The organism is Micromonospora sp. NPDC049049, assembly GCF_040649115.1.
Lineage (GTDB): Bacteria > Actinomycetota > Actinomycetes > Mycobacteriales > Micromonosporaceae > Micromonospora.
Genome location: NZ_JBEZEX010000023.1, coordinates 100,036 through 117,693 on the forward strand (window position 1 = coordinate 100,036; position 17,658 = coordinate 117,693).

The 17,658-nt window shown below is 71.9% G+C and carries 13 protein-coding genes; 2 read left to right on the forward strand and 11 right to left on the reverse strand.

Annotation, left to right across the window (positions count from 1 at the left end):
* Nucleotides 1-8 precede the first annotated feature (8 nt).
* The 11 genes from AB0B68_RS22750 to AB0B68_RS22800 form a co-directional block, all read right to left on the reverse strand.
* Nucleotides 9-3,344: a S8 family peptidase gene (locus tag AB0B68_RS22750; RefSeq protein ID WP_357262511.1), complete on the reverse strand. Its 3,336-nt coding sequence runs from the start codon at nt 3,342-3,344 to the stop codon at nt 9-11.
* A gap of 102 nt (nt 3,345-3,446) precedes the next feature.
* Nucleotides 3,447-4,439, reverse strand: coding sequence for an LLM class flavin-dependent oxidoreductase (locus tag AB0B68_RS22755; protein ID WP_357262514.1), 993 nt, complete (start codon nt 4,437-4,439; stop codon nt 3,447-3,449).
* Nucleotides 4,436-4,762 (reverse strand): TIGR04076 family protein, encoded by a 327-nt coding sequence (locus AB0B68_RS22760; RefSeq protein ID WP_357205994.1) that lies wholly within the window; start codon nt 4,760-4,762, stop codon nt 4,436-4,438. Before AB0B68_RS22760 ends, AB0B68_RS22755 begins: the two co-directional genes overlap by 4 nt.
* Nucleotides 4,759-5,130 carry a nuclear transport factor 2 family protein gene (locus AB0B68_RS22765; protein WP_357262517.1) on the reverse strand — a complete coding sequence of 124 codons (372 nt, stop codon included), beginning with the start codon at nt 5,128-5,130 and terminating at the stop codon, nt 4,759-4,761. The genes AB0B68_RS22760 and AB0B68_RS22765 overlap by 4 nt, the downstream gene beginning before the upstream one ends.
* Before the next feature lie 38 nt (nt 5,131-5,168).
* The gene (locus AB0B68_RS22770) at nt 5,169-6,812 is read right to left on the reverse strand and encodes a DUF885 domain-containing protein (RefSeq protein WP_357262520.1); all 1,644 of its coding nucleotides are present in this window, start codon (nt 6,810-6,812) and stop codon (nt 5,169-5,171) included.
* Nucleotides 6,809-8,047 carry an amidohydrolase family protein gene (locus AB0B68_RS22775; protein ID WP_357207693.1) on the reverse strand — a complete coding sequence of 413 codons (1,239 nt, stop codon included), beginning with the start codon at nt 8,045-8,047 and terminating at the stop codon, nt 6,809-6,811. The genes AB0B68_RS22770 and AB0B68_RS22775 overlap by 4 nt, the downstream gene beginning before the upstream one ends.
* 9 nt (nt 8,048-8,056) lie before the next feature.
* Nucleotides 8,057-9,034: an ABC transporter ATP-binding protein gene (locus tag AB0B68_RS22780; protein ID WP_357262523.1), complete on the reverse strand. Its 978-nt coding sequence runs from the start codon at nt 9,032-9,034 to the stop codon at nt 8,057-8,059.
* Nucleotides 9,031-10,008, reverse strand: coding sequence for an ABC transporter ATP-binding protein (locus AB0B68_RS22785; protein WP_357207687.1), 978 nt, complete (start codon nt 10,006-10,008; stop codon nt 9,031-9,033). Before AB0B68_RS22785 ends, AB0B68_RS22780 begins: the two co-directional genes overlap by 4 nt.
* Nucleotide 10,009: 1 nt before the next feature.
* Nucleotides 10,010-10,909 (reverse strand): ABC transporter permease, encoded by a 900-nt coding sequence (locus AB0B68_RS22790; protein WP_357207684.1) that lies wholly within the window; start codon nt 10,907-10,909, stop codon nt 10,010-10,012.
* A complete protein-coding gene (locus tag AB0B68_RS22795) occupies nt 10,906-11,991 on the reverse strand; it encodes an ABC transporter permease (RefSeq protein ID WP_357207682.1) in 1,086 nt (361 codons plus the stop codon). The genes AB0B68_RS22790 and AB0B68_RS22795 overlap by 4 nt, the downstream gene beginning before the upstream one ends.
* Before the next feature lie 10 nt (nt 11,992-12,001).
* The gene (locus tag AB0B68_RS22800; RefSeq protein WP_357262527.1) at nt 12,002-13,606 is read right to left on the reverse strand and encodes an ABC transporter substrate-binding protein; all 1,605 of its coding nucleotides are present in this window, start codon (nt 13,604-13,606) and stop codon (nt 12,002-12,004) included.
* 291 nt (nt 13,607-13,897) lie between these two features.
* On the opposite strand from AB0B68_RS22800, the gene AB0B68_RS22805 reads away from it, so the two are divergent.
* Both AB0B68_RS22805 and AB0B68_RS22810 read left to right on the forward strand, forming a co-directional pair.
* The gene (locus AB0B68_RS22805) at nt 13,898-14,434 is read left to right on the forward strand and encodes a helix-turn-helix domain-containing protein (protein WP_357208222.1); all 537 of its coding nucleotides are present in this window, start codon (nt 13,898-13,900) and stop codon (nt 14,432-14,434) included.
* 124 nt (nt 14,435-14,558) lie between these two features.
* Nucleotides 14,559-16,442, forward strand: a complete 1,884-nt coding sequence (locus tag AB0B68_RS22810; protein WP_357262530.1) for a Xaa-Pro dipeptidyl-peptidase — start codon at nt 14,559-14,561, stop codon at nt 16,440-16,442.
* Nucleotides 16,443-17,658 lie beyond the last annotated feature (1,216 nt).

Sequence of the window (17,658 nt, forward strand, 5' to 3'; positions counted from 1 at the left end):
GGTGACGGTCAGCCGGCGTGGTACGCCCGGATGATCGTCTGGTCGATTCCGCTACCGCCGTTGGCGGCGGCCTTCACCCGCAGCGAGACTGCCTGCCCGGAGGTGGCCTTCGGCAGCTCGACCCGGTAGCTGTCACCGCTGCCGGTGACCCGGGCCGACTTCCAGGTGGCGCCGTCGTCGGTCGAGGTCCAGACCTGGAACGACGTCACCTTCTGCGCCTTCACACCGTGCGCCTGCCGGACGGCCAGCTCGGCCGTTCCGTCGACCGGGTGGTTGTTGTGGTCCATCGGCAGGGCGTAGTCGACCGCGAGCAGCGGCAACGGCACGCTCCCGGTCCCGTCCGGGCCGGCGGACCGGAACGTCCACGATGTGTTGACCTTGGTGGAGATCGGGAGGATCAGGCTCGTGTCGACGTCGAGGGTCACCCGGTAGTCGGCCATCGACTGCGGAACGGTGAAGTCGCCGTACGGGCCGGACCGCTCGTCGACCAGCTTGCCGTCGCGGTACAGCGACAGCTTGCGCTTCACACCGACCGCCTCGCCCTGAAGGCAGTCGGCCCGCTGGTGCTGGTCGGTCAGCGTCACCATGTCCAGGTGCAGGTTGCCCCGGGACCGCGACGGCGCGGTGGCGCAGCTCCAGTCGGCGCCGGCCGGGTCGTCGTACCAGTCGGAGTGCAGCGGCTGCCGCGCCCAGACCTTGGACTGCTGGCTGCCCGGCCGGTACTGACGCGGCGCCTCCATGGCCCCCAGTCCGCCGTAGACACCCTGGTCGGCCCAGACGATCTCCGGTGAGAGGTACGACGTCCGGCTCGGCGGCATGACGCCCTCGTAGGTCTGGGTCACCGCCACCCCGTCAGGAGTGGAGCCCGTGCGGACCAGCAGGGTGTACATCTCCGGTGAGTCGGTCTGGTGGAACCGCTCGTCGATGCGGGCCAGTCGGGCCTGCTCGGCCCTGGTCACCCGGAACGACGGGTCGGCCGGCACGCCGTTGGCGTACTCGTGCACGATGTTGTAGCGGTACGGCTTCGCGGTGCCGGCCGGCGAGTCCATGTTGACGGCCGCCCAGCTACGCCGCGATCCGATGGTGGGCTTCGGGATCGCCACGCTGCGGACCGCCGTGGCCACGCCGAACCCGCTGATCTGGTGCCACCACGGCAGGCCGTTCACCGCGGTCTGGAAGGTGGTGACGTCGGTCCGGGTGGTCGTGGTGGCCGCCCCGTCGACGGTCGCCGTGACTGGCCGGGCCTGCGCCGGGTCGAGGGTCACGCTTCGGGGGGCGTGCACGTCCAGGTCACCCGCCGCGGTGAGGGTGCTCTCCTGCACGTCGCTGTCGACGTAGTAGGCGACCGACGCGCCGAGCACCGAGTACCGGCCTGCCGGCACCCGCAGGGTGAAGGTCTCACCGGGCGTGCCGCCGCCCCCGCCGTAGAACAGCAGGGGGTCGGTGAGGTTGGCGACCATGAGGTTGATCCAGGTGTCCGCGCCGTCCCGCAGGCCGGGCATCGGCTTGGTGTGGATCGTCAGGTCGTAGCTGGGCGGCTCGACGTAGAAGCTCACCGGGGTCGTCGCGACCAGCTTGCGGCCGGTGCGGGCGGTGACGGTGGCCAGGTAGAAGCCCGGCCGGCTGCCCAGCGCCGCGCGGTTGATCCGCAGGGTCGCCGCAGCGGTGACGCCGCGCTTGAGTGTCAGCCGGCTCGTCGACAGCGACGCCGCGCCGCGCGGCACGGGCTGGCCGTCGTGGTTGACGATCGACACGTCGAGATCGAGAACGGCAGTCGACTCACCGGTCCAGCTCAGCTTCGTCTCGTTGGTCCCGGACTGCGGGTACGCGAACGTGCCGAGGTTGACCACCGGCTGGTCGCTGGTCGGGCCGCCGAGGGCCCGGGCCGCGTTGAGCCGGCCGGCGCCGACGGCGTACGGGTCGATGCCGGTGAGCGGGTCGGCGGCGCCGACGAGGGCGGCCTTGAGCCGCTCTCCGGTCCAGTCCGGGTGGCGCTGGGCGAGCAGCGCGGCGGCGCCCGCCACGTGCGGGCTCGCCATCGAGGTGCCGCTGATCGCCTCGTAGTACCTGTCGATCGGGTCCTGGAGGTTGGTGCCGGCGGCCCGGGCGGCGACGATGTCGACACCGGGTGCGACGAGCTCCGGCTTGGCCACGTTGCTGGTGACAAGCGGTCCCCGGCTGGAGAAGTCGGCGAGCTTGTCGTCGCGGTCGACGGCCCCGACGGTGAGCGCGGTGGCGGCCGACCCGGGCGAGGAGATCTGCGCGCCGCTGTTGCCCGCGGCGATGACGAACAGGGCGCCGGTGGACTTGCTCAGACCGTCGACGGCGAGCGAGAGCGGGTCGGTGCCGTCGTCCGGTGCGCTGCCGCCGAGGCTCATGTTGATGACGTCGGCCCGGGTGGCGGCCCACTCCATGCCGGCGATGATGCCGGAGTCCTCGCCGGAGCCGTGGTCGTCGAGAACCTTGCCGATCACCAGCTTGGCGTCCGGTGCCACGCCACGCCGCTGACCGTGTGCGGCAGCGCCGGTGCCGGCGATTGTCGAGGCGACGTGCGTACCGTGGCCGTTGTGGTCGACGGCGTCACCACCCTCGGCGGTGAAGTCGGCCCGCTCGGCGACCCGGCCGACCAGGTCCGGGTGGGTGAAGTCGGCGCCGGTGTCGAGCACCGCGACCCGGACGCCCTTGCCGGTGTAGCCGGCCTTCCAGGCGTCCGGCGCGGCGATCTGGCCGAGGTTGCGGTCCAGGCCGGCGGGTCGCCCACCGCCGGTCAGGGCGGTGGCGTGCACCTTGCGGTCGAGCCAGACCTTCTTCGCGCCGGCGAGCAGCGAGTTGGTGGCGAGCTTCGCGGTGGCGGGGCTCTTCTTGGGTACGCGGCCGGCTACCGCGCCGATGCTGGGCAGCGGGAGCACGTCACCGAGCGCGGCCACCCGGGCGGACGCGGTGGCGGGCTGCACGATCAGCGGCAGCTCGGCGGAGTTGTCGTCGTCGTAGCCGTCGGCGATCAGGGTGGTGACGTCGAACAGGTCCGGGTCGAGGACCGGGCCGACCTGGGACGCGACGCGGGCGGGGATGACGTGCAGGTGACCGTCGGGGCCGCAGCTCTGCTGGATCACCGCGTTCTCGTCGACCGGCCGGATCGTGGCCTGCGGGCACCCCGAGCCGTTGCTGCGGACGGTCACCACGTCGCCGGTCAGCAACGTGACGGTGTGGGTCTTGCCGTCGACCGAGGCGGCGGGTGCGCCGGGTCGGTCGATGCCGCCGGCTGTGGCTGCGCCGCCCGGTAGGGCGGTCAGCGTCGTGGCCGTGACGGCAACCGCCAACAGCCACCGCGTTCTCCTGAGCATGGTGCTCCTCGTCTAATGTGGACGAAAGTGCCTCTTCGGGCAACTTCCCGCAAGATCATATGCAGGTCAACGATCTTCGGGGAGCCCTCGACGAGGAGGTTTTCACGCTCTTAACAGTGGGAGCACCCGCCGGCCGAGCAGGTCGATGCCGCCGTGCGGCGTCAACCCGTGCGGGGTGCCGAACTCCACCCGACTCGCCCCGGCGTCGAACACCGCCGCCGCCTGCCCCGCGACGTGCTCCGGCGTGCCGGAGAAAGCGAACAGATCGAGCAGGTCGTCGCCGATCAGCGCGCCGGCGAGGTCATCCTCCCGACGGCCGACGTGCTGCTGGAGCCGGGCCAGCAGCTCCGGGTCCACCTCGATCGTCGGGTCGAGGGCGGCCACCACCGCCAGGTACATGGCCACCTCCCGGCGGGCCACCCGCCGTGCCAGCGCACCGTCCTCGTCGACGACGGTGACCGCGCCGAGCACGACACCCGTGCCGTCCCGGTCCGCGACCGCAGCGTCGTCCAGCCAGGCACGCATCATCCGGGCCATCGCCGGGTTGGCCGACCCGCCGACCTTGACCTCGCCGGCGAACCCGGCCGCCGCCCGTGCGGTCTGTCGCCCCCAGGTGCCGACGAGGACCGGCACGTCGGCACGGGCCGGCGTGTACCGCAGCGACGTGCCCGGCGCGACAGTGAACTCCCCACCCTGGAAACCGCTGTCGTCGCCGGCGAGCAGCAGCCGCACGACGGCGACCGTCTCGACGATGCGCCGGATCGGACGGACCTGCGGCACACCGATCTCGTTGAGCCAGGTGCCCCGGGCCAGGCCCAGGTAGGCCCGACCCCGCGAGGCCAGGTCCAGCGCGGCCACCTGACCGGCGACCTCGACCGGGTGCATGGTGAACGGGTTGAGGCACGCCGCCCCCAGGCGGATCCGCCGGGTGTGCCGGGCCGCCACCAGCAACGGGAAGATCGGCGGTTGGTACATCAGGTCACCGAAGACCGACAGCACGTCGAAGCCGTGCCGCTCGGTCAACTCGGCAAGCTCCGCGTACTCGTCGGCGGACTTGTCGGACTGAAGGCCGATGCCGACCAGCCCAGCGCTCACGTCAGCTCCTCGGTGGGGATGCGCTGAAGGCCGGTCCGTTCGATGCGCATGATGAGCCGCTCGTCCGGGTCCGGACAGGCGACGTGGCTGTCCCGGGCCATCCAGTCCCCCTCGGCCAGCGCCCGCTGCTTCGCCGGCAGCAACGGCAGGCACGCTGCCAGGGCGTAGAGGCAGAAGTGCCCGCCGGCCGGGATGGTCACCCGATTCGACTCCGTCACGTCGAAGTGGTCGCCCGGCTTGAGGCCACACACCGAGCGGCCCTCGATCCGCTCCACCACGACCCGCAGGTCGTACAGGTCGGTGGTGGGTTCCTCGGCGCTCATCGGACGGCCTCCGCGTGGTGGTGCACGATGCGCCAGGAGTCGTCCTCGCGGCGCAGGACGTCGGTAACCCGGAAACACTCGTCCGGCCGGCTGTCGGCGAAGCGGGCCCGCAGCACGTACCGGACCAGACCGGTGTCGCCCCAGCCGTCGGCACGCAGCTGTTCCGGCGCGACCGAGATCGGCGTCGCCCCCGTCGCCCGGGTCGCCCGCCGGTCCCGCAGGTCGTCCAGCGCGGGCAGGCCGGACAGCAGGCCGTCGGCGTCGGACTCCCAGAACGTCAGGTCGGGATGCAGATGCGCGTCGAAGGCCGGCCGGTCGCCGAGGCACCGGTACAGGTCGGTGATGGTGGTGGTGAGCTCATCGCTCATCGGCTGTCACTTCCGATCGGGTACGGCGGTGCGGGGGGTCAGGGCAGGTCGGCCAGGCGGGCGCGGAGCGGGTCCAGTCCCATGGGTCCGAGCGCCAACGCGGTGTGGTGGAAGCGTTTCCGGTCGAAGGCCGTACCCTCGCGCCGCTCGGCGTCCCGGCGGGCCTGCTGCCACAGCCGCGCGCCGACCTTGAAGGCCAGGGCCTGCGCCGGCCAGCCGAGATACCTGTCGACCTCGAAGCGCGCGGTCTCGGCGTCCAGCCCGACGACACGGGTGAGGACGTCCACCGCGAGAGAAGGCGTCCAACGGCGTTCCTCGGTGAACCCGTTGCCGGCCGGGATCGGCAGCCCGAGGTGCAGACCCAGGTCGATGACCACGCGGGCGGCCCGCCACAGCTGACCGTCGAGCATGCCGAGCCGCTCGGCCGGGTCGGCGTACAGGCCGATCTCGTCGGCGAGACGCTCGGCGTAGTGCGCCCACCCCTCGGCGTACCCGTGCACCTGGCAGAGGGTGCGCTGCCACGGGTGCAGGGCGCCGGTGGTGAGGGTGACGGCGTGCTGGAGGTGGTGGCCGGGCAGCCCCTCGTGGCAGAGCGTCCCGACGTGCCGCCACACCGGCACCGTCGACGCGCCGGTGGGCACCGACCACCAGATCGCGCCGGGACGCGTCAACGCCGGGTCGGGGGGCGTGTAGTACATGACCCCGGACGTGGCGGGGCTGATCCGGCACACCACCCGGCGGGTGGCGGACGGGATGTCGAAATGGGTGCCGTCGAGGGCGTCGGTCAGCTGCTCGGTGCGCTGGCGCAGCCACTCCTCCAGGGCTGGCCCGGCCGCCACCCGCCCGGCCGGGTCGGCGTCCAGGGCCGCCCGCGCGGCAGCCACCCGCGAATGGCCCAGCTCACCCGCGACGGTCCGCAGCTCGGCGGCGGTGCCCGCCAACTCCGCCCAGCCGTACTCGTACACCTCGTCGAGGTCGACCGTCGCGCCGAGGAAACTGCGGGCGGTGACCCGGTACAGGTCGCCGCCCACACCGTCCACCTCGGAGGCCCCGGGTGCCAGCTCGGCACGGAGGAACGCAGCGAAACCGGCGGTGGCGGCGGTCGCCAGCCGCGCGCCCCGGTGCAGCCGAGCGGCGACCGGGCCGTCGGGGCAGCCGTCGACCAACCGCCCGTAGAAGTCGGCGGTGGTCCAGGAGGTGCACTGGTCGGCGACCACGAGCACCTGGCGGCGGGCGACCAGTTGTCCCTGCCGCGCCGACCGGCGCAGCGTCGCGGCGTACCGGTCGAGGGCGTCGGGCACCTGGTGCAGGTGGTCGGCGACCACCGCCCAGTCGTCCTCGGTGTGCCGGGGCAGATTGTCGAAGAGCTGCCGGAGCAGGTGCACCGGCGTGGCCAGTGGGGCGAGCAGTCGGGTGGTGAAGCCCGCGTCGTACAGGTCGACCTCACTGGCCAGCCGGTCGAGCAGTGCCCCGGCCAGGGACCGCTCACCGGGGTCGTGAGTGGTCGCCGCGGCGGCGGCCGTCGCGGTGCGTCGGGCCAGCTCGGCGCGGGCGTCGAACCCGTCCGGTGAGAGATCCGGGACGTGCGACCCGGGGGTACGCCCCACCGCCTCGGCCGCCTGCGGGTCCAGCTCGGCGAGCGCGTCGAGGTACCCGTCGGCGACCTGGGTGATGCTGCTCATCGCGGCACGCCGAACCGGCCGTTGTCGTCGCGGTACGCCACCCCGCCCTTCATCACCGCGTGCAGGGTGCGCAACGCGGAGACCGAGCGGGTCGGGTCGTCGCGCAGCACCAGCAGGTCGGCGTGCCTGCCCGCCTCGACGGTGCCGAGGGTGTCGGCACGACCCAGCCACTGCGCGGGGCGGGTGGTGGCGGCCTTGAGCGCGTCCGCGACCGGCATCCCGGCGTCCACCATGAACTCCAGTTCACGGACCGTCGCGGTGGTCTCGTCGTAGCCGGCGTGCGGGGGCATGTCGCTGCCCAGTGCGATCGGCACACCGTTGCGGATGGCGTGCTGGAGGCTCTCCCAGTGTCGTGGACCGGCCGCGAGGGCCCGGTCCATCAGCCAGCCGGGCACCCCGGAGTCGCGGAAGAACTGCTCACAGCGGCTCACCACGATCGTCGGCACGTACCAGACACCCCGCTCGGCCATCAGCCGGGTGACGTCGTCGGTCAGCTCGTACCCGTGCTCGACGCAGTCGAGGCCCAGCTCGACGGCGCGGCGGACCGAGTCGGCCGGGCCGGCGTGCGCGGTGACCTTGCGCCCCCAGTCGTGTGCGACGCGGATGACAGCGGCCATCTCGTCGTCGAGCAGCTGCGGGGTGTCGATCGCCTCGTGCTGGCCGGCGATCCCGCCGGAGATGCAGACCTTGATCAGGTCGGCGCCGGCGCGGAGCTGTTCGCGGGTGGCCCGCCGGAACCCGTCCGCGCCGTCGGCCTCCAGGGCGTCGGCGTCCCAGCCGTGCCCGCCCGTGCAGCAGAGCGCGTGCCCCGCGGTGAAGATGCGCGGGCCGTCGACCGCGCCGGCCTCGATCCCCCTGCGCAGGGCGAAGTCGGCGTACCGGCTCTCCCCGACCAGGCGGGCGGTGGTGACACCGGAGTGCAGGGTGCGCCGGGCCGAGTCGGCCATCAGCAGCACCAGCTCCGCCAGGTTCGCGCCGTGCACAGTGTCGGCGAGGTGGCCGGGCAACCCCAGGGAGAGGTGGACGTGCATGTTGGTCAGACCCGGCATGACGTGCTCGCCGCCCAGGTCGACCACCCGGGCCGCGCCGGCCTCGGCGAGAACGTCGTCGACCTGACCGACGGCACGGATCATCCCGTCGGCGTCGATCCAGATGCCGCGATCCGGTTGGAGGGCGTCCTGGACACCGTCGTAGAGGGCGAGGTTGACCAGGACCTGTTCGGTGGGCATGCGCATGGGGCGTCCTCAGAGTGAGCGCGCGGCGGTCGGGGCCGTGGCAGGGTCGGTGAGCCAGCAGGCGACGCTGCGGCCGCCCAGGTCGACGGTGGGCGGCTGCTCGCCGCAGGGCGCGAACGCGTGCGGGCAGCGTGGCCGGAAACGGCACCCGGTGGGCGCGTTGGCCGGGTCGGGTACCTCCCCGGCGAGGATGGCGGGCAGGCGCGGGGTGGGCCCGATCTGCGGCACCGCGTCGATCAACGCCCGGGTGTACGGGTGTCGTGGCTCGCGCCACAGCTCGCGGGTGGGTGCGGCCTCGACGATCCGGCCCAGGTACATCACGGCGGTAACGTCGGCGATCTCGTGCACCAACGCCAGGTCGTGGGAGATGAAGAGCATGCCCATGTCGAGGTCGCGGACCAGCCCGACGAGCAGGTTGACCACCTGCGCCTGGGACGAGGCGTCCAGCGCGGTGACCGGCTCGTCCGCGATGATCATGCGGGGTTCCGGGGCGAGCGCGCGGGCGATCGCCAGGCGCTGCCGTTGACCGCCGGAGAACTGGTGCGGATACCGCTGGGCGGCGCTGGTCGGCATGGCCACCCGTTCGAGCAGCTCGTGCACCCGGGCTCGGCGGGCCGACCCGGTGACCGCAGCCGGCACGCCATCGAGGAGTTGAGAGCCGATGGTGCGCCGGGGGTTCAGCGAGGCGTACGGGTTCTGGAAGACCATCTGCAGGCCGACCTCGGCACCGGAGCGGGGCCGCCAGCCCAGCGGGGTGACCGGTCGGCCGGCGTACTCGACGGTGCCGGCGCTCGGCGCGCTGAGCCCGACCGCGACGCGGGCGAGTGTGGACTTTCCGCACCCGGACTCGCCGACCAGGCCGACGATCTGGCCGGGCGACACCTCCAGGCTGACCCCGGCGACGGCCCGCACCCGGCCCCGCCCTCGGGAGCGGTACTCGACCTCCACGTCGGTGAAGGACAGTCGCGCGGGCGCTGTGGTGTTCACGCGGCCACCTCCAGGTGCGGACGAACCACGCAGGCCACCGACCGGTCGACTCCGGCGGGGGTGAGCGGGGGCGGGGCCTCACCGCAGGACGGTTCGGCGTACCCGCAGCGGGGTTGGAACGGGCAGCCGGGCGGCGCCTCGCCGGGTGCCGGCGGCGCGCCCGGGATGGGCCGCAACGTCCCGCCGTTCTGGGTGCCGTGCGGTCGGGCGCCGAGCAGCGCGGCGGTGTACGGGTGGGTGGGGGCGGTGAGCAGGCTGCCCGTCGGGCCGGTCTCGACGACCCGCCCGGCGTAGAAGATGTAGCCACGGGTGGTGAGGGCGCTGAGCACCCCGAGGTCGTGGGTGATGAACGCGACGGCCAGCCCGGTCTCGGCGCGCAGCCGTTCCAGCAGGGCGAGGATGCCGGCCTGCACTGTGACGTCGAGGGCGGTCGTCGGTTCGTCGGCGATCAGCAGTCGGGGCCGGGCGGCCAGCGCGATGGCGATGGCCACCCGCTGCCGCATCCCGCCGGAGAACTGGTGCGGGTACGCGCGCAGCGCCCGCTCCGGGTCCGGGATGCGGACCTGGTCGAGCAGCTCCACAGCGCGGCGACCGGCAGCGCGACGGTCCATCCGCAGGTGCGCCCGCATGTGCTCGGTGAGCTGCCGTCCGACGGTGAGCATCGGGTGCAGGGCCGCGCTCGGGTCCTGGAACACCATGGCGATGCCCGCGCCGCGGACCCGCTGCCAGCCCCGGGCGTCCAGGCCGAGCAGTTCGGTCCCGGCGTACCGGGCCGAGCCGGTGACCGCCGCCCCCGGGGGCAGCAGCCCGAGCAGGGTCTGCGCGGTGAGGCTCTTGCCGCAGCCGCTCTCCCCCGCGATGCCCACCAGCTCACCCTCGTCGACGGTCAACGACACGTCGTGCAGGATCGGCAGCGGGCCACGCGGTGAGGGCAGGGTGACGGCCAGGGAGTCGACGTCGAGCAGCGGTGCCACCTCAGCGTCCCTTCGTGTAGCGGGGGTCCAGCCGGTCGCGCAGCGCGTCGCCGAGCACGTTGAAGGCCATCACCACGGTGAGGATGGCGAGGCCGGGGAACACGCTGACCCACCACATCGACAGGTCCTGCGCGCCGAGGGCCACCATCGAACCCCACTCGGCGGCCGGCGGGCGCGGGCCCAGACCGAGGAACGACAGGGCGGCGAGCAGCAGCACCGCGTTGCCCAGCTCCAGGGTGGCCAGCACGATCGCCGGGCCGATGCTGTTGGGCAGCACGTCGCGGCGCAACGCCCGGATCGGCCCGACGCCGAGCAGGCGGGCGGCGTTGAGATAGTCGTCGCCGCGCATGCTCAGCACGGCGCTGCGGATGACCCGGGCGTAGACCGGCCAGGAGACGATGACCAGGGCCAATACGGCGTTGCGGGTGTTCGGGCCGAACGCCGCCGTCACCGCCATGGCCAGGATGATCTGCGGGAACGCGAACACCAGGTCGGTCAGGCGCATCAGCGCCTCGTCGACGAACCGGCCGACGTATCCGGCGACCAGCCCGAGCAGCCCGCCGACCAGCAGGGCCAGCGAGACGATGGCCAGGGCCAGCGGGATGGACAGGCGGGCGCCGTGGATGACCCGGCTGAGGATGTCGCGGCCGAGCGAGTCGGTGCCGAACCAGTGCGCCCCGGACGGCGACGCGTACGTGTCGGGGCTCTGCGCCAGCGGGTCGTACGGTGCGAGGACGTCGGCGAGCAACGCCAGCAGCAACCATCCGCCGAGGATGGTCAGCGCCGCCACGGTGATCGGTTGACGCCACACCGGTCGGCTGCCCGAGCCGCCGCGCAGTCGGCCGAGCCAGCGGCGTCGGCCCAGGGCCCGTTCCGCCTTCGGGTCTGCAAGTGTCGTCATGACAGCCGGATCCTCGGATCGATGAGCCCGTACAGCAGGTCGACGGTCAGGTTGACAAGCGTGTAGACCAGCGCCACGAAGAGGCTGACACCAAGGATCGCGGGCAGGTCCAGCGCCGTGGCGCTGCGGTACGCGTACTGGCCGACGCCGGGCCAGCCGAAGATGCTCTCGACAAGCACCGTCCCGGAGAGCAGCGAGGCGAACGCCAGGCCGGAGACGGTGACCACCGGGACGAGGCCGGCGCGCAGCAGATGCCGGCGCAGCACCACCCGGGTCGGCAGGCCCTTGGCGTACGCGGCCCGGATGTAGTCCTGCTGGAGCACCTCCAGCATCGCCGAGCGGACGAAGCGGACCAGCATCGCCACCGTCAGCGAGGTCAGCACGAGCACCGGCAGGGACAGGTGCTGGGCGGCGTCCCAGGCGACGTCCCACTGCCCGGCGAGTGCCCCGTCGACGGTGTACATGCCGGTGACCGTGGGCGGCGGGCTGAAGTCGGTGGACAGTCGCCCGCCGCTGGGGGCCAGGCCGAGTTGGTAGAAAAAGACGTACAGCACGACCAGCGACAGCCAGAACGGCGGGGTGGAGAGCCCGAGCAGGGCGCCGATCCGTACGAGCTGGTCCGTGAGCCGGCCGTTGCGGACCGCCGCGAGCATGCCGACCCCGGTGCCGATGAGCAGCGCCAGCACCATGCTCGGGAGGGCCAGCTCCAGGGTCGCCGGCACGTAGTGCAGCAGGTCGTCCAGGACGGCCCGCCCGGTCTGCTGGGAGTGGCCCAGGTCGCCGTGCAGCAGGTTGCCCAGGTAGTGCAGGTACTGGGCCCAGAGCGGCTGGTCCAGACCCCACTTCTCGCGGAAGGCGGCCACCGCGGCGGGGTCGTTGAGGGCCTGGTCGGAGAGGTTGGCGGTGACCGGGTCACCGGGGACCACGTTGACCAGACCGAACGTCACCACGGTGACGCCGAGCAGCAGGCCGGCGGTGACCGCCACCCGCTTGGCCAGGAAGGTCAGCAGTGGGTGGGCACCCCGGGGCCGGGACGCGGTCGTGGCGACCGCGCCCGGCTCACCGTCGTGGACTGTCGTCATGTCGTCGGTACTACTTGCGCCCGACCGCGGCGACGTCCACCTGCCAACCGGCGGCGGTGTAGTCCGCCCCGGTCAGGTCCGTGGTCGCCACGACGATGGAGGAATTGCTGGCCAGCACGAGGTACGGCGAGGACGCGTTCATCAGCCGCTGCCACTCCTGCATGGCGGTGGCCCGGCCGGCCAGGTCGAGGGTCTCGGTGACCTTCCTGCCGGCGGCCACCACTGCCGGGTCGGCCCGCTCGACCGTCCAGCCGGAGCGCAGCGCGGTCGCCTGGCCCGGTGCCATGTTGTTGATCAGTGAGTCGGCGACCGGGTAGTTCAGGCTCTGCGGGGTGAACCCGAGCGGAGACTTCCCGCCGCGCATCTCGTCGAGGAACGTGGTCAGCGGCTGCGGGTTGAGCTCCAGCTTGATGCCGGCCTCGGCGGCGTCGCCCTGCACCTTGGTCGCCACCGTGCCGAGGTCCACACCCTTGTAGGTGATGGCCGGGTAGGTGAACTTGACCGTCGGGTTCGTCAGGCCGGCCTCGGTGAGCAGCGCCTTGGCCTTGGCGACGTCCCGCTTGGACTCCTCGCCGGCCGGCAGCGCGCCCGGGAAGGCGGGCGCGACCAGCCCGGCGCCGGGGGCGGCGCCCTTGCCGTACAGGGCGGCGATCCCCTGGTAGTCGATGGCGGCGCGCAGGGCCTGGTTGAACTTCGGGTTCGAGGTGACCGCCGAGACGGCCGGGTCGGCGTTGAGGAAGAGGAAGTAGACGGTGTCCTGCACGCCGGAGGTCTGCAGGCTGCCCGGCAGGCCGTCGAGGAGCTTGCCGGAGATGTCCAGGGACACCTCGGCGGCCTCGGCGCGTTGCATGGTCAGCTTCTGGGTCTGCACATCCATGTTGCGCAGCACCACCCGGGAGAACTGCGGCTTCGTGCCCCAGTACTTCGGGTTGGCCTCCAGCACCACCTGCGACGAGGGGTCGTAGGACTTCAGCACGTACGGGCCGCTGCCGACGGAGTTGGTGTCCAGGTACTGCTGCGCGGTGTCGCCCTGGGCGGCGTCGGCGCCGTCGCGGGCGCCGTGCTCCTTGGCGACCTTGGAGTTGAGCACCGCTGTCGACGGCATCGACAGCACCACCGGGATATTCGGGTCGGGGGTGGCCGAGGCGACAACGACCGTGCTGTCGTCGGTCTTGGTCACGGTCAGGCCGCTGACGGTGACCGCGGGGCTGGCCTTGATGTTCTTCAGCCGATTGAGCGAGAACACGACGTCGTCGGCAGTGAGCGGGCTGCCGTCGGCGAACGTCACGCCCTGCCGCAGCTTGAAGGTGAACGTCTTGGCGTCCGGCGACGCCTGGTACGACTCGGCCAGCGCCGGGACCGGCTTACTCACATCCGAACCCTTGAAGGTGAGCAGGGTGTCGTAGAGGGCGTGCACGGCGGTCAGACCGGTTGCCTCGTAGACCCGGCCGGGGTCGAGGGTCTTGAGCACGAACGAGGTGTTCACGGTGAGGGTCTTGGCCGTGCCGTTCGCGTTTCCACCACTGCCGCCGGCGCTACAGGCGCTGACGGAGAGGACGGCCAGCGTCGCCAGAGCGGACGCTCCGGCGAGGAGCCGGCGGGGAGACACCGACATGCTGTTCCTACCTTCGTATCGCGCGGCCCGCCGTGCGGGATCCGCGGGGCGTCGACGCCCGGCGGGCGACACCACGCATCGGCGGGGCCGATGGGATGACGGCGTCGCGGGCTTCTCGGGGGCGTCGTCTCGGGGTTGGATGTAGGCCGGACTGGGACGTCGTCCGGTTCGTCTTGACGCGGCCTTGTCTAGTGGTGTCGAACGTGGCCGCCTGTTGTTCAGCGATACTAAACAGACCCGTATAGTCAGGTCAATCAAGATTCAGCCACACTGTTTTTGGAACGAGGACACATGCTCGGTGACCGACTCCGCGACCTGCGTCAGCAGCACTCCCTCACGCTGCGTCAGCTCGCCACAGCGGCCGACGTGTCCCCCGCCCTGCTCAGCCAGATCGAGAACGGCGCCACCGACCCCAGCCTCTCCACCCTGCGCAAGCTCGCCCAGGTCTTCGACACCTCGATCGCCGAGCTGTTCTCCGAGCCCGAGGCGCCACCGGTGCACGTCAGCCGCGTCGGCGCCCGGACCAGGCTGGCCGCGCCACCCGGCCAGATCACCTACGAACGACTCACCCCCGGCCGCGGCGACCTGGAGGTGCTCCAGGCCCACCTCGCGCCCGGCGACGCCAGCTCCGCCGAGCCGTGGGCGCACCCGTCGACCGAATGCGCGATCGTCATCAGCGGCGCTGTCGTCGCCGAGATCGGCGGTGAGTCGTACACCCTCACCGCCGGCGAGTCGGTCACCTTCGACTCGCGCCTCGCGCACCTCTACCGCAACGCCAGCGACCAGCGCGCCCACCTGATCATCGCGGTGACGCCACCGACTCCCTGACCGACCACGGTGGACAGCCGACGGGATCGACGGGACGCCTCGGCGGACCTAGCATGACCACGAATGGATCTTCGAGATTGGCCCCTGCCGACCCGGCAACCAGCCCAACCGAAGGGAGACGCGCATGCGTCGACCCCGTCATCTGGTCCTCCTGAGCCTCGGCGTGTCCGGCGCTCTGGTTCTCAGCGCAGCCCCACCCGCGGCTGCGGCTCCGCCCACGCCCACCACGCCCACCGGCATCGTGGTCAGCGACGGCATGACCCAACCGGTGTTCTCGCTCGCCGACGCGATCGAGGAGCGGGTGTTCGTCCAGACCCCGGTGGACACCGACCACGACGGTCGGCCCGACCGGGTGGCGATCGACATCTCCCGGCCCCGGGAGACCGCCACGCAGGGCTTCAAGGTGCCCGTCATCTTCGAGCACAGCCCGTACCGCAAGGGCACCTGGGGTGACGTGCCGTACCCGAGCGTGCTGGTCGACGACCTGCCGCAGAACGGCCTGACCGATCGCAACGGGCGTCGCGCCCTCGACGCCGGCGCGCAACGGGCCGAGGCGAAGGCCAACCTGCCCGGCTCGCTGGACGACTACTACGTACCCCGCGGGTACGCGGTGGTGCTCGGCCAGAGCGTCGGCACCGGCGACTCCGACGGCTGCCCGACCAGCGGGGACCAGGCCGAGACGCTCGGCACCAAGGCGGTCATCGACTGGCTCAACGGCAGGGCCAAGGGGTACGACGCCAATGGCGCCCCGGTCACCGCTGGCTGGACCACCGGCGCGGTCGGCATGACCGGTGTCTCCTACAACGGGACACTGCCCAACCAGGTGGCCACCACCGGCGTCAAGGGGCTCAAGACCATCGTGCCGGTCTCCGCGATCAGCAGCTGGTACGACTACTACCGGGCCAACGGCCTGGTGGTCGCGCCCGGGACGTTCCAGGGCGAGGACCTCGACATCCTGGCCCAGTACACCGCCGGGCAGGCGCGCGCCGAAGGGCCCTGCGCCGACGAGCTCGCGGACATCACCGCCAAGCAGGACCGGATCACCGGCGACTACTCGAAGTTCTGGCAGGATCGCGACTACCTCGACGCCCGCGACGTCAAGGCCAGCGTCTTCGTCGTGCACGGCCTCAACGACTGGAACGTGAAGACCGAGCACTTCGCCGGCTGGTGGGACCAGCTCGCCAAGCGCGACGTCCCCCGCAAGATCTGGCTGCACCAGGGCGGCCACGGTGGTCCGGGCAGCAGCGCGTCGGTGACCCTGCCCGGTGGGCAGACGTGGACGTACAAGCAGACCGAGAACCGCTGGTTCGACTTCTGGCTGTGGAACGTGCGCAACGGCATCATGGACGAGCCGACGGCGGTGCTCCAGCGCGAGGACCGCGCCTACACCACGTACGCCAACTGGCCCGACCCGGCGGCGCGGGAGGTCGGGCTGCGCTTCGCCGCGACCGACGCCACCGCACCCGGCACGCTCACCACCGGTAAGCCGCCCAAGGCGCGTGTCGAGCAGAGCTTCGTCGACGAGGGTCGGACCATCCACCCGGACACTCTGGTGTCCAACCCGGACACCGCGAGCGCCAACCGACTCGCCTACCGCTCCCCCGAGCTGACGCAGAGCGTGCGCATCTCCGGGCGTCCGGAGATGCGACTGCGGATGGCGATCGACAACAAGCCGGACGCGAACCTCACCGCGTACCTGGTCGACTACGGCCCGGCCGGGTCGACCGCAGCCCCGACCGTGGTGACGCGAGGTTGGATGGACCCGCAGAACCGCAAGAGCGTCGCTCGAACGTCGCCGGTGCGCCAGGGCAAGCTGTACGACTACCGGTGGACCATGGAGCCGAAGGACTACATCTTCCCGGCGGGACACCGGATCGGCGTGGTCGTCTTCTCCAGCGACCAGGAGTACACGTTGTTGCCGTTGGGTGGCACCGAACTGCGGGTCGCGCCGAACGACAGCGAACTGCGACTGCCGGTTGTCGGCGGGCGGAGCGTCCTCGGGTTCTGATTTCATCTTCGCGCTCCCGGGTGGGGCAGTCCGACACGTTCGGGCTGCCCCACCCGCGCGTGCTGCCCCGCCGGTGCTGCCCCGCGCGTGCTGCCCCTGCCCGGTCGAGGCGATCAAGGAGTTGTGGTGCCCGGCTTGGCCACGACGGAGCATTTTGTCACCCACCACAACTCCTTGATCGACGCCGACCGGGCGTTGACGAACAGCCACTCTCCTCACGCGACGGCGTTCAGGCCGGGGATCGAGCGAGCTTTCCGGTGCCCTGCCCAAAGTCCGCAAGGTCGTGCTCGATCCTTGATGTAGTGGTCTCGTGGCACGAGGAAGGCCCTGTTTCCTGGATCAAGCACGATCTTGCGACGGGTTCGCACTGCGCTGAGCTGGACCAGGCCGCACCACACGACGCGGCAACCTCAACGGGCCCCACCGCGCCACCCGGCAACCTCAACCAGGCCCGACCACACGACGCGGCAACCTCGACCAGGCCCGACCAAGCCGACGCGGAACCCCGATCAGGGTCGACCTCACGACGCGCCGACCTGTTGGTCAGTCCCGGTCCGGGGACACGAACGGTGCATGCAAGCATGATCCACTCGGCTTCCATGAAGTCGGGGCATCCTAGGCAGCGGGACACCGCGACTTCCAGGAACCCGAGTGGATCATGTTGGCCTGGCCGCCGTGTCGGGTTCGCCGGGCCGGCGAGGTGGGCGGTTTGTCGGGTTCGGTATCGCCTGTCGGGTGGTCGGGGCCACTCCGGCGGCGGAATCGGGGGCCGGGCCGGGTCGTTATACCTGGCAGACCACCGCAACAGCCCGGGTCACCCCGGGCCGGCCGCCGGAACAGCCGCCGGGAACACCCGGCAGGCCGCCACGGTTACACCCCCGCACGGCCGAGCGCCAGCACCACAACGGCCGGGCCGCCGCCGGGAACACCTGGCAGGCCGCCCCGGTTACACCCCGGAACGGCCGAGCAGCACAACAGGCCGACCCCCTGCGGGTAGGCGGAATGATCCGCCACCGGCACCGTTACACCCCGTCCCGACGCCGACCCCCTCGTTGCGGGTCGCCGGGCACGAACTTCCCCCCACCACCATTCACCCCCCGGTGTGGTGTGGGTATCCCCCTGAGGCAGAGGAGCACGCCATCATGCGTACCGATCTGATTCGTAAGACCGCCCTGACCGCCGCCGGCCTCGCGTTCACCGGCGGCGCCATCGCCGG

Coding starts and splice junctions, on each gene's coding strand:
- AB0B68_RS22810 (WP_357262530.1), top strand. CDS start 14,559: ATGCGTCGACCCCGTCATCTGGTCCTCCTGAGCCTCGGCGTGTCCGGC.
- AB0B68_RS22770 (WP_357262520.1), bottom strand. CDS start 6,812: ATGAGCAGCATCACCCAGGTCGCCGACGGGTACCTCGACGCGCTCGCC.
- AB0B68_RS22775 (WP_357207693.1), bottom strand. CDS start 8,047: ATGCGCATGCCCACCGAACAGGTCCTGGTCAACCTCGCCCTCTACGAC.
- AB0B68_RS22795 (WP_357207682.1), bottom strand. CDS start 11,991: ATGACGACAGTCCACGACGGTGAGCCGGGCGCGGTCGCCACGACCGCG.
- AB0B68_RS22805 (WP_357208222.1), top strand. CDS start 13,898: ATGCTCGGTGACCGACTCCGCGACCTGCGTCAGCAGCACTCCCTCACG.
- AB0B68_RS22760 (WP_357205994.1), bottom strand. CDS start 4,762: ATGAGCGCCGAGGAACCCACCACCGACCTGTACGACCTGCGGGTCGTG.
- AB0B68_RS22800 (WP_357262527.1), bottom strand. CDS start 13,606: ATGTCGGTGTCTCCCCGCCGGCTCCTCGCCGGAGCGTCCGCTCTGGCG.
- AB0B68_RS22750 (WP_357262511.1), bottom strand. CDS start 3,344: ATGCTCAGGAGAACGCGGTGGCTGTTGGCGGTTGCCGTCACGGCCACG.
- AB0B68_RS22790 (WP_357207684.1), bottom strand. CDS start 10,909: ATGACGACACTTGCAGACCCGAAGGCGGAACGGGCCCTGGGCCGACGC.
- AB0B68_RS22765 (WP_357262517.1), bottom strand. CDS start 5,130: ATGAGCGATGAGCTCACCACCACCATCACCGACCTGTACCGGTGCCTC.